The sequence below is a fragment of the Nostoc sp. UIC 10607 genome, assembly GCF_047228265.1.
Taxonomy (GTDB): Bacteria; Cyanobacteriota; Cyanobacteriia; order Cyanobacteriales; family Nostocaceae; genus Nostoc; species Nostoc foliaceum_A.
In genome coordinates this window covers 22,959-35,303 of record NZ_JBIQNW010000058.1, presented here as the reverse complement: position 1 = coordinate 35,303, position 12,345 = coordinate 22,959, and the positions used below count along the sequence as shown (strand labels likewise).

At 40.9% G+C, this 12,345-nt stretch carries 9 protein-coding genes and 1 pseudogene; 1 reads left to right on the top strand and 9 read right to left on the bottom strand.

The features are described 5' to 3' along the window. Positions 1–527: 527 nt before the first annotated feature. Entirely contained in the window at positions 528–2,255 is a 1,728-nt protein-coding gene (locus ACEYW6_RS29365) for an NFACT family protein (protein ID WP_412982534.1), read from the bottom strand. A gap of 633 nt (positions 2,256–2,888) precedes the next feature. Beyond that, positions 2,889–4,124 (bottom strand): annotated as a pseudogene (locus ACEYW6_RS29360) (glycosyltransferase family 4 protein); the annotation flags it as partial. Between the two features lie 681 nt (positions 4,125–4,805). Here ACEYW6_RS29360 and psaK point away from each other — a divergent pair. Then, the gene (gene psaK / locus ACEYW6_RS29355; protein ID WP_412982533.1) at positions 4,806–5,066 is read left to right on the top strand and encodes a photosystem I reaction center subunit PsaK; all 261 of its coding nucleotides are present in this window, start codon (positions 4,806–4,808) and stop codon (positions 5,064–5,066) included. A 114-nt stretch (positions 5,067–5,180) separates the two neighbouring features. Here the strand turns inward: psaK and ACEYW6_RS29350 are convergent, their stop codons facing one another. From ACEYW6_RS29350 to ACEYW6_RS29320, 7 genes are all read right to left on the bottom strand, one after another. Further along, complete coding sequence (locus tag ACEYW6_RS29350; RefSeq protein WP_412982532.1) at positions 5,181–5,933, bottom strand: metallophosphatase; 753 nt, start codon at positions 5,931–5,933, stop codon at positions 5,181–5,183. 102 nt (positions 5,934–6,035) lie between these two features. Continuing rightward, a complete protein-coding gene (locus tag ACEYW6_RS29345) occupies positions 6,036–6,848 on the bottom strand; it encodes a metallophosphoesterase family protein (protein WP_412982531.1) in 813 nt (270 codons plus the stop codon). Further along, positions 6,845–7,621, bottom strand: coding sequence for a GTP-binding protein (locus ACEYW6_RS29340; RefSeq protein WP_412982530.1), 777 nt, complete (start codon positions 7,619–7,621; stop codon positions 6,845–6,847). The genes ACEYW6_RS29345 and ACEYW6_RS29340 overlap by 4 nt, the downstream gene beginning before the upstream one ends. A 137-nt stretch (positions 7,622–7,758) precedes the next feature. Continuing rightward, the gene (locus ACEYW6_RS29335) at positions 7,759–8,499 is read right to left on the bottom strand and encodes a DUF3891 family protein (RefSeq protein ID WP_412982529.1); all 741 of its coding nucleotides are present in this window, start codon (positions 8,497–8,499) and stop codon (positions 7,759–7,761) included. 420 nt (positions 8,500–8,919) lie between these two features. Further along, positions 8,920–9,612, bottom strand: coding sequence for a manganese catalase family protein (locus tag ACEYW6_RS29330; protein WP_196509967.1), 693 nt, complete (start codon positions 9,610–9,612; stop codon positions 8,920–8,922). A 435-nt stretch (positions 9,613–10,047) separates the two neighbouring features. After that, positions 10,048–11,430: an oxygen-independent coproporphyrinogen III oxidase gene (hemN, locus tag ACEYW6_RS29325; RefSeq protein ID WP_412982528.1), complete on the bottom strand. Its 1,383-nt coding sequence runs from the start codon at positions 11,428–11,430 to the stop codon at positions 10,048–10,050. A gap of 156 nt (positions 11,431–11,586) precedes the next feature. Then, positions 11,587–12,303: a heme oxygenase (biliverdin-producing) gene (locus ACEYW6_RS29320; protein ID WP_412982527.1), complete on the bottom strand. Its 717-nt coding sequence runs from the start codon at positions 12,301–12,303 to the stop codon at positions 11,587–11,589. Positions 12,304–12,345 lie beyond the last annotated feature (42 nt).

Here is a 12,345-nt window from a genome sequence, read left to right as displayed (position 1 = left end):
AGTCCCCAAGCTGGATTTATCGCCTTTTCCTGCACCCTCTTGACAAAAGTGCAATCATTCTAACCTCTCACCGATGACGCCAAGCCTAACCCCCAGCCCCTCAAGACCATGAGAGAGGAATGGAAATGAGGTTATCCAGATAAGAATGAAAAGTCAGTGAAGTTACTAACCATAGATGCTCAAGGTGTTTGTAGTGAGTTATCGGATAACCAATTTATGAGCACTTTAAATACAAAAAGACCAGCCTCCCACAGCTGGTCTATAAAATGTTTTTTTGCGTTGTCTTCTCAAGAGAGTTAAAACCCAATTGCGCGTTCCCAAAATGCAACGGGCAACTTTTCTTAACAATATTGTAACAGTCAACACAGATTTTTCGTGAAATTTCATCAAAAAAAGATACGAGCAAAGCTTAAAAGCTTCTATCTATTAGGATAATTCAGCCAATCACGGGGTATAGATGGGTGAGGTGAGGTGAGGAGGATAAGGGAGCAGGGGGAGCAAGGTGGAATAAAACCAATACCTAATACCTAATGACTAATGACTATTTGTGGTTTTCCCCAGAGGATGCTCTCCTGCTTGTAGATGGCAATTCCTGGTTTTGCTCCTTTGGGTTTGTAGACGTGTTTTAGCTGGGTATAAACTACTGGCACTTGCTCACTCTGACGAGCGCGACTGTAGTATGCGGCAAGATTAGCTACAAATTGCAAATCAGCTTCTTCTGCTACAGTACCCGGTTCTAGACGTAGTAATACATGACTCCCTGGAATTTCTTGAGCGTGAAACCATAGGTCATAATCCCCAGCTACACGAAACGTTAATTGGTCATTCTGGCGATTGTTGCGACCGATTAATACTTCAAAGCCGTTGGGGGTAACATAACGATGAAAGTTGGTGCTGGGGGGTTCGTTTGCACTGCGGCTACGGTATTCTGGATCTTCTAGATACTTTTGTCCAATCAACTCTTCGCGGATTTCTTCTAAAGCCCGCAAATCTTCTGCTGTCTGGTAGATGTCTATTTGAGCGATCGCAGCTTCTACTTGTTCTAAATACTCAATTTCTGTCTGTACTTCTAACAGTAGCGGTTCCACAGCAGCACGAGCGCGTTTGAGTTTTTGGTTCTGTTTGTAAAGACTTTGGGCATTTTGGACGGCATTTTTATCTGGTTGGAGAGCGATCGCTACTGGCAAATTTGTATCAAAATCAGCAAGGATCATTTCTTTCATCCCCGGTTCCCAGTTTTGCAAATGAGCCATCAATAAATCAGCTTTTTGCCGATACTCATCGGCTTGATCTGATTGCTGCAAGCGCGTCTTAAAGGTTTGAGCTTTATTGCGTAATTTCGCCAGAATATTATTCAATTTCTGACTCAACTGATGGCGTAATTGGGAAAATAACTGTTGGTCAATTTGGTTACTGTAGTAGCGGTTGAGTAACTCCTGGATATCTTTGACCTTTTCAACTGCACCCCAACCCATTACGGTGTAGCCAACTTTTGTCCAAGCGGGATGAAATTTACTGGAATCCAAAGCTTGTAGCCATTCTTGCCAGCGCTCAAACAACCGTCGCCAGTCGTCGGGGTTGAGAGTATCTGTGGATGTTTCTGGTGCGATATTTGCTTCTAACAGCATTAACTCCAGCAGTGCTGCACTCAAGCCACTATAACTTTTCAGCAATTGCCGCTTGATTGCTCCTGGCACTAAACTTACCCGTTCTTGCCAACGTTCTTGAGATTCGCTCAAACTGGGGACAGTCCCAGTCAGTTTTGGCGGTGTTTCATAAGGTTGTCCGGTTTGGATGGGACGGACACTAGATTGTTGCTGACTGACTTGATGAGCAGCAGTGATAATTATATTGTTGGCATCGGTGAGAATGACGTTGCTATACTTGCCCATGATTTCTGCATAGACATGATATAGGGCGGTTTCTCCAGGACGACGGGCAAATTGCAAATCAATAACCCGCTCCCAAGGGGCGATCGCTTCAATAGCTACCAGTGCTAAACCACTCAATTGGTGTATCAGTTGTTGGCTAAAGGTAAAGGTATCTGGCGATCGCGGTGGTGGATCGCCGATACAAATATGTGCAGCTTGGGGATGCCAAGAAATTTGTAGCCAATCTCGCTGTTTCAGGGTGCGTAATGCTATGGCAATAGTGTAGCGATCGCGCTGGTAAACCTGTTCTAAGCGTGATGGTAGCCAGTTAGCGCGGATTTCGCTACAAGCAGCTGTGAGAGTGGTAAAGTCAACTGGTTGCAAAGCGATTAGTTGTTAACATTCAAATGGTAGCGATCGCTATGCTTTTATCTTCGTTTAGTCAAAGCATAGCAGACCTCAACTATCATAGCGGTTACTTGGTTTGGTGATAGCTAATGTACTTCCAAACAAAAAAATATACGATCGCTATAGAGGCACGGGGGCAGGGAGCAGGGGGAGGGAAAGTCGTAGTGAAGTCCAGAAATTGGATAATTTATTTTTGGAGTTCCCTAACGCAAAAATCTATTATTCGGACAGACTCTTAGCATTTAGATGTTAACTTACCTTTTTATACATTTTTTAGTGTCAAGTTTTGTAAGCAAGCCTATAAAATAAACTAGCTAAGTAATTTCCACTAATTAAACTAATAATGGAAATCACTCAGCCTAGAGAAATATTTAGAATAAATGATTGAGTAATGGTGAGTGAAGACTAGGAAAATAAAATTATTGCTTACTTCCAAGTTACCCATTCACCATTATCTGTTACGCAAGAGAATTATTTAGCAACCAAAACTGCCTGTTTTGCTGTTGACTGAACTAATTCGACTGTTGACTCCACTAGTTCTTTTGCTGTTGACTGCACTAATTCGGCTGTTGACTCCACTAGTTCTTTTGCTGTTGATGCTACTGGTTGTGGCTGCAACAGTTCGGTGTAAAGTTCACTCAGTTGATGTGCTACCCCATCCCAGCTAAACTTATTTTCGACGCGCTTTCTACCAGCTTTACCTAATTCGTCTCGCCACTCTGAATTTAAGAGAATTCGGTCAATGGCAGAGGCAAAGGCATCTACATCTTGCGGTGGTGCCAATAAACCAGTTTCTTCATTAACTACAGTAAACTGAAGTCCGCCGACATCACTTGCTACCACTGGTGTACCACTTGCCATCGCTTCGATCGCTACGAGTCCAAAGGGTTCGTAGTGGCTGGGAACAACGCAAACATCAGCAGCTGCATAATAAGTTGGCAAAATATCTTGACTCAGACGACCAGCAAGGGTGGTAAAGTCGCTCATTCCCAATTCGTTGATAATGCCCTCAATGCGATCGCGCTCAATTCCGTCGCTGTTACCTGGAGTACTACCACCACCAATAATTAGCTGGAGATTTTTAGAGTCTCGTAGCCCAGACTGGTTTACTGCCCGCACTAAGGTTTCTATCCCTTTGCGTGGGTCAAAACGTCCTACATATAATACAACTTTGGCTTCTTTGTCAATTCCCAATTCAGCCCTGGCTGCTTCTCGTGCAATCGAACCAAACCGCTGAATATCTGTACCACAGGGAATGATGTCAATATTGCCTTTAGTGGAAACTAGCGATCGCATATGTTGCTGTTCTTGCGGACTTGTTGCTACAATTCGCTCTGCTATTTCCAACACCTCTTTTTCCACTGCTAATCGCACACTAGCAATCAGAGGAATATCTTCTATAGTGTTGTACTTGACTGCTCCTAATGAGTGGTAGGTGTGAACCTGTTTACTCTCTTGGATTTTCTTTAACTCCATTCCCACCCAACTCGAGAGCCAATAGTTAGTGTGAACTAATTGGTATGTAAAGTCATTTTTTAATTGAAATTTGAGGAAATTATCTACAAATTCAGGCAGATATTCAAAAATATCATCTCGTGGCACAAACTCAAGGGGACCAGCTTTTAAACGAATAGTTCGACAATTCTCGCTATGTTCAACAATCGAGTCTTGCTCCAGACTCACTTTGCGAGTAAACATATCAACTTGCCATCCCAGCTGCGCTAGTGCTTCACCCACATTACGCACATAAACATTTTGTCCCCCAGCTTCTTCTTTCCCTATTTCAATCGCCGGGTCTCCGTGGACGGAAATCAAGGCGATACGTTTTTCGGTGGTAGAGTTCATAGTTTGTGTGTTGCTGATTTTAACAAAGTTTTAGGCTTTACCAAGTTCGTGTATAGCACACTTGCCTAAATTGTTTAGGAACTTTGATTAATATTGATTTTAATTTACTATGCCTAATATTTTTTTACATCCTCTGCCAGAAGTATACTATTAGATTAAATACAAATATTTAATTTCTTTAGATATAGAAAATTTATATCTTTATATTTCATACTTTTGATAGATGATAATTATTATTTTTTATATGTCAACTCTAAATCATTATTGAGAGACAAAACCGCTAAAAAGCTTATATATAAATGCTTTTAGCTTCCGTACTTTCTCTTGTTTCAATTCAGATTGCTATATTAATTCAGCATATCTAATGCTTTTGATAGATAAATATTATGTTTTTCGTCTTGTTTGTGCAGATATGGTCCCATAGATACATGCATTAACGTGAGTTGGGCGAAGCGAAAAAGCAGCGACACGCAGAGCATCTCGTTGAGAAGGTAGTTTTAAAAATTAAGCTTTTTGACGATTTTGGCGTAAATCGCTGAATTCATCTCGTTGAACTCACATTATATTAAGTAGTGAGAATAACTGTTAAATATTGATGCAAAATCGGGTACTTTCTGGAATTTGCCTCGGAAAGTTTCAGATTATATTTTCAATCATTAATAAATTTCAGGAGCAAATCAGGTGTTTACTTCAACCTTACTCGCTGCTGCAACCACACCTCTGCAATGGAGTCCCACAGTTGCACTGATTATGATTATCGTTAATATCGTTGCCATTGCCTTTGGTAAATCTACCATCAAATATCCTAACGCAGAACCAGGACTACCCTCAGCCAATTTATTTGGTGGTTTTGGTTTACCAGCCCTTTTAGCAACTACCGCCTTTGGTCATATCTTAGGAGTGGGTGTTGTCTTAGGGCTGCATAACCTGGGAAGAATTTAGGTTATTACCCAAGTTAGCCTTTATTTGATGATTATTTTGTCTCCAGCTTTGAGCCAGAGAGTTAGTTCTCTGGCTCTTTTTTATTCAAATTGTCCTAAGATATTTCTTCTTTGCCTAGTAGGAAACTACTTTAGGTGACTTTACCTGAAATCCCTTGCTGACACCGTAGCGCACAGTCCTAAATTCCAGATGATTTGTACTTGGTGTATAAAGGGTATATTTTGCTTTACTAGGTATTCGTCCCACATTACCAACTCCAATAACTTGACGCGGGGAAATATTTATGGTTATGGGAAATGCTTGACTATCAAGAGTAGTTGTGCTTGTAGTGATAGAACCTGCTTGCAATTGATATTGAAAAGCCAAGCCAGAACGACCGCAAAACAAGTTATTTGCTTGCATCCGCGATAGGCGATCGCACATGATAATAGGGTGAGTTTCTGGTGTTAGTTCCTCGTCAACCGCTACTGTTGTGGCGTGAATTAACAAACAATCCAGTTCAAAAAAACCAAAGTCTAGTGTTCTCAACCATTGTATCGTTTGGCGAGAAACCGACTCCCACAGCAACTTAACTGTTTCTCCCCCATATTTTGCCATCAAATCAGTCGCTTCTCCAGTTGGGCCAAGACCATGTAGGATAAAACACTGTTCTTCCCACCAACCTTTACAAATCAAAGGTTCTAACTCTCCAGGTTGCGGGTTACGCACCCGTTTTACTAACTTCTCTGTTTCTAGTCTGGGCCCGACCAAATCGCCCAAAATATACAAAGCCTCTACAGCATTACCCTGACGCTTAATATCTGTCATTACAGCTTCATAAGCTGCCAGATTCCCTTCAATACCACTTAAAATCGCCCATTTACTCATATCAATTTTGGTTTTTAGATTTTAGATTTTAGTTTAAAGATTGGTCATTGGGCATGGATTATTCTCCTTGTCCCCTCGTCCCCTTGTCTCCCTCGCTCTTCTTTACCTCGTACAAACATGAGTCGGGTCATCAGCCCTTTCTGCAAATTCCAATCCTTGCGCCAAACGCCAAGCAAAAACTGGCGGTAAACCCTTTTCGATAATTGCTGCACAGGTTTTTTGATAGTCGTAAGATACTTCCCGCAAATTCACTTCTTGACTTTCTGTGTCATAAATCACATATGTCGCATTTGGTCGGCCGTGTCGAGGTTCTCCCACGGAACCTACATTAATAATTCGCTTGAGGGAGGTAGTGAAATTGAGTGACTGTTCTTCTGCTGCCTCACCTTTGACACGAACCTGTAAACTGCCTGCATCCAAGTTACGCACATAAGGTACATGAGTATGCCCGCAAAACAGCACATCTGCTTCTGTGGAAAGTACTCGCTCTAGAGCGGCATAAGCATCAAGTTCTGGTAGTAAATATTCGTGATTGCTGTGGGGACTACCATGAACAAATGCCAAATTTCCCTCACGTAAACTATGGGGTAATTGGCTTAAGAATTCGCGGTGTTCTGAATGAATTTCATTATTTGTCCACTCGTGGGCGATTTTGCCACGTTTTTCAGCCAATAACGAGGGATAACTACAATCACAAGCATTCAATCCTTCGACAATATCTTCATCCCAACACCCCGCGCAAGTAGGAATATCAAGGGAACGAATTTGTTCAACTACAGCATTTGGATAGGGCCCATATCCAACCAAATCGCCAAGACAAAAGATTTTCTCAGCTTTTTGGCGATCGCTATCTAACAATACCGCATCCAAGGCTTCATAGTTGCCATGAATACATGACATGACCGCGATTTTCACTGTATACTCTCCTCAATTAAAATTTGTTTTACCTGTTCTTGGTATTGCCCCAGCGCAGTTTCTGACAAATAGCAATCTTGCAAGGTTTGTCTAATTGCAGACTCATCCAAGTTTTGTCCCAATACTTCCATCCCACTGAAGCGCTGTGGTCTACCTTCTAAATGGCGTGGTAGGTCTAATTCTAAAAAATCAGTTGCCGAGATACCCGCCACAAAATCTGTGTATAGTGAACGTCCATCAGCAACATCAAAAATTCCCTTAGCACGGGAAACATGGCCGTAAGCACCGTGGGTAATTTCGTACCAAAACTCGTTTAAACTGTCTTCGTCAATAACTTGACCACTGGTTGGTGCACGCCATAGTTGAGTTTGGGCAATACTGCTATCTACATCTGCGCCTGTGATAATTTTTTCTGCCCAAGTATGATATTCAGAATCTTTGAGGTGCGATGGTAGGATGGCGATCGCTTTGTAAGATAAGTTGTCTAATATTTGCTCAATTGCGCCTAATTCTAAGTAAAACCCTAGTTCAATATAGGCAAGTTCCGTAGCTACTAGCTGGTTGATAAACTCAACTTCTTGCCCATCCCCAAAGACTTTTAACTCTGGGAATTCCGCAGCCACGCGTGTCTGATCAATAGGAACATTCCCAGTGCCAGGACTAAAATAAATTACGTTTTTACTAGAAGTGGTATTGGACATCTGTTGGCAAATCCAAGTAGTTTTGCCACATCCAGCCGGGCCAGCAACGACAGTTATGATTGGTACACTCATATATAAATGATAATCATTTTCAGTCACTTGACAAGTATGGGTGAGCAAATTTCTCCAGTGAATGCTGTAGAAGCTTTTCCAATACCAAAAGCCCCCATATGGGGGCTTTTATTACTGACTATGGCAGTGACAAATATCTAACTCTTAACGAATGTCCACTCTAGTATCTTGATAGGAGCTTCTTGTAGTGCTTGAGTTAGTTCGGCACTACTTTCAAATTTCACCTGGGACAGGTCGCAGGCTTCGACATTGACCGTGAATTTATCCTCTTGGAAGGGCCAAGGTTTGACAACAACCAAATTATCACTGCGCTGCATGATGTCATAGCGCTGACCTTCAGGGCCCTTACTAATTTCTAAAAACCGCTCATCGTCTGGTAGTTCTTGCTGACATAAAATGAGAGAAAGGCGATCGCACCATTGCATAAATGCATAGGCTGCATCAACTTGTTCCTTTTCGATGCCCAGTTCCTTGCGCCAACGTTGCTGATTTTGAAGTTGCTCATCTAAAAGTTTATCTAGTTCTGAAAGCTGACCACGACTTGGCTCATTTAAACGGCTGATGTGCATGGAAATGAGTAGAGCCACCCACCGTCCTCGGTAGCGGGCATTCTTTGCCAGATTAGCCAATTTCTTAACACCAATCTCTGCATCCTTCTTTGTGGCGAGAGTGAAGTCCTTTGGCGCACCTGCTTCAGTAAGAATGTCCTCTTCCCACTCTTTTTCTAGATCATCGTGATGGGAAATTGCAGCAATGGTTTCGTATAACCTTGCGGGTGCATCTTTACGTCGCCACTGTCCAGCAAGTTGAGCTGCTAATAAAGCATGGGCACGATGATAAATGACTTCCCAACCATTTGGTGTAGCATTGACAATCACAAATGAATCTCCTGATTCTCAGTTTTGATTTTGAGTTGAATTAATTTCTGAATCCAGAAACGTCGGGATAAATATTGAAGAGGCGATCGCTCTGACTTCTTGAGTGTGGCTAAATTAAATATTTATAGCCATTTTCTATTAAGTCTAGGATAGTCCATTCTTCGTAGCGCAGAGATATATGTCCGAAACGCGTGTTGTATCCAAATGAATATCAGCAAATACTACTTGGCTTAGATTCCCGACTTCTTTAAGAAGTCGGGAATCTGGTTGTTTACGAATAATTTAGGATTGTCATAGGTTGGACAAAGCTAAATTTCCCTTAAAAAATACCTGAGGTGGATAAGCTGTTACGCATTTAATTTGTACATTTACCTAATGACTGATGACTGTTAACTGTCAACAGTCATCAGTTAACGACCATTAAGAGTGACTTTCTAACGGATTTGCAATGTATTTGAATGTTGGTTCAGAATTCCAAGGGCCACGCTCATCTTGACCATTACCATCTGTAGATAGGTTGTAGTAGAGAGCAACAGTTTCATCTGGTTTAATATTACCAAAGAATGGATCTGTCAACTTACCCAGCGAATCTAGAGCTTTCATAAACATCTGGGTATGAGAAATTTCTCGTGTTAACAGATGGACTAAAGTCTCTTGGGTTCCTTTGTCAGTTGCCAACTTAATCAATTCTTCGTAAGTCTGACGAGCACCAGCTTCAGCTGCAACGTTAGCTCTTAAATCACGCACTACATCTCCACCTTCATTCAAGTAAGTTGCAGTCCAAGCATTACCCTGACTATCTAGGAAATGAGGCCCAATACCTCTGACAGCAAAGAGAGTACTCTTATAAGCCTCTGTTTGATCTGTATTCTTTGTATGAGCTTCGATGAGTTTACCAACCATTTCTAAATGGCTGAATTCCTCGATCGCAATGTCTTGGAGCATATCTTTAATTCCAGCATTCTCGACATGGAATGATTGAACCCAATATTGAAGTGCTGCACTAAGTTCTCCAGTAGCTCCACCAAACTGTTCTAAAAGCAACTGAGCAAAACGAGGGTTTGGTTCACTAACGTTAACTGCATGAATAGGTTCTTTTTTGTGAAAAAACATACGATTAGACTTCCAAAAATTATGATGTAACAGAAGAGAAAGACTTCACTTGTATTTAAGTTATCAACTCTGAGCCAAAATTCTTTCTATCAGATGGGATAAATGCTAAATCCAAAAGTTAGACAAAGGAAAAGAGATGACATCAAAACTGGATGATATTTGGCATTCTTATGCTATAAAGACCAAATAAAAACTTTTTGTAATAAATGAATTAATTGATTATTTTAATATATAACTCTAAACCTGATTAGCAGTATAGCAATACAACATTAATCAATTGTTTTGTGTTATTTTATATCTATCTTAAGACATAAAAAATTTATCTAGCTTTTTGGAGATGCGTTAAAATAATTCGTAATTAGTTAAATCCCCTCAGCCATTATTTTAAAGGTAGATTGAGGGGATAATATGTAGCCAATATTTACGGAAGGAATATTAAATGGCGCGGGAAAATTTTGTCTCTCGCATTTTTGTGTGAGTATCAAAGATGACGGCAATATTTCTTACTAGTAATCTACCGATGTCGGTAATCTGAATCTGATTTTTTGATAAACTAACTAGACCATCAGCTTCTAGTGGTTTTAATGCCTCTAGCTCCTCAGAGAAATATTCATCAAAACTGATATTATATTTGTTTTCAACATCTTGCTTATGTAACTGGAAGTGAGACATGATACCCATGATCACGTCCCGCCTGATAATATCATTTTGAGTAAGCTTGACACCTTTACTAACAGGTAAAGCACCTGCTGCAAGTGTCTGATAATAATCCTTTAATTCCTTGTGGTTTTGGGCATAAGCATCTTCTAACATACTGATGGATGTAGAACCAAAACCAAAGAGTTCTGTTTCAGCGTGGGTAGTGTAGCCCTGGAAATTGCGTTTGAGAGTGCCATTACGTTGAGCGATCGCTAATTCATCATTAGTTTTAGCAAAATGATCCATCCCAATAAATAGATATTGGTTATTCGTCAATTCTTCAATGGTCATTTTCAGAATCTCTAACTTTTCCTCTGCTGGGGGTAGCGCCTCTTGAGGAATATTTTTTTGTGTTGGTTTTAACCACGGTACATAAGCAAAGTTAAAGACAACAATTCGGTCAGGATCTAATTCAATAGTCTTTTTCAGCGTCTCCCGAAATGTATCGCGGGTTTGATAGGGTAAACCATAAATTAGGTCTACATTCACACTTTCAAACTTAGCTTCTTTGACCCAACTCATGACATCAAAGAGCATTTCTTCCGGCTGGACACGATTTACAGCCAGTTGAACTTGGCTATTAAAATCCTGAATGCCAAAACTAATACGGTTAAACCCAATCTCTCTCAAAAAGAAAATGTAGTTTTTATCGATATAACGGGGATTAATCTCAATTGAGATTTCTGCTTGTGGATCGATGTTGAAATGACGATTTATATTTTTCCATAAAAATTCTATTTGATGACGATCCAAGTAATTAGGAGTACCGCCTCCCCAATGAATTTGCAGCACTTTTCTGTCTGGATCGATTAAAGCTGCCGTGTTTTTAATGTCTTGAGCTAAAGACTCCACGTAAGGTTTAGCAATATTTTTGTTGTTAGAAATTACCGTGTTACAGCCGCAGAAGTAGCAAGCACTTTGGCAAAAGGGGATATGGAAATACAAAGAAAGAGGAGTTTTGCGTTGATTCGATGCTGCGATCGCGGCCTTAAAATCAGTTTCAGTGAATGTTTCGCTTAACTCTGTAGCGGGTGGGTAACTGGTATATCTAGGTGCGCGAGTGTCGTACTTTTGGATCAGATCCAGATCAAACTTGACACCAGGTAATAGAAAAACCATTTAGTTGCTTTCCAATGAATGAGGGGAGTTGGGAGTGGGGAAGATGAGGGAGATGAGGGAGATGAGGGAAAAGCTAGGCAAACTTCCGCCACAGGGTAGCAGAATAATTACTAACTCCTAACTCTTAACTCCTAACTCCAATGACTAATGACTAACTTAATTAGCCGCAGTTACTTCAGTACTACCTGAATTTTGGGAACGAGTGAGGCTATTAAACAGAACTTGACCGAGTGCTTTAATTAAACTTCCTTCTAACTCTTGAGCCATCTGTAAATTGAACCCAAAGGAATTATTAGCTTCTGCAACAATCCGTTCTGCTGTTATATCATCAATAGATAATGCATTTAATGCCTGACGATACTTATCCTTAAATGCCTTTTTGTCAGGAATTTGCTCAAAATTGTAAAAGGATGTGCCTTCATAGCCAGAAAGCTTCAGGGCTGACTGAGCAACTTTTTGTAGCATTTGACCTCCAGAGAGGTCGCCCATGTAGCGAGTGTAGGCATGACCTAGCAATAAGGCTGGTTCACTAACAGAAATTTCCCGAATGCGGTCAATGTAGCTCTGGGTAGCGGGTGAGGCTGTAACTTGCTGCCTCCAATTATCCCCATAATAGAACACCATGTCTTTTTCGAGCGACGATTGGCGATTAAGTTCTGGGAAGTAAACTGCACTAATCACAGGATGCTTTACATGGCTTTCTAATGCCGCTTCTAGTTCGCTGTAAACGTAATACAAGTTGCTTAAGAACTTGGCGAAGCAGTCTCTATCCACAACTCCTTTCAAAAAACATTTCATGAATCCCACATTTTCCGCAGATGTGTGGGCTTGTTGAGTTCCAGAGCGCAGTTTGATGGCTAGATTACTACTCATTGTTGCTTCCTTCGTGTTCAAGGGCAAGGTTTCTGGGCAGTC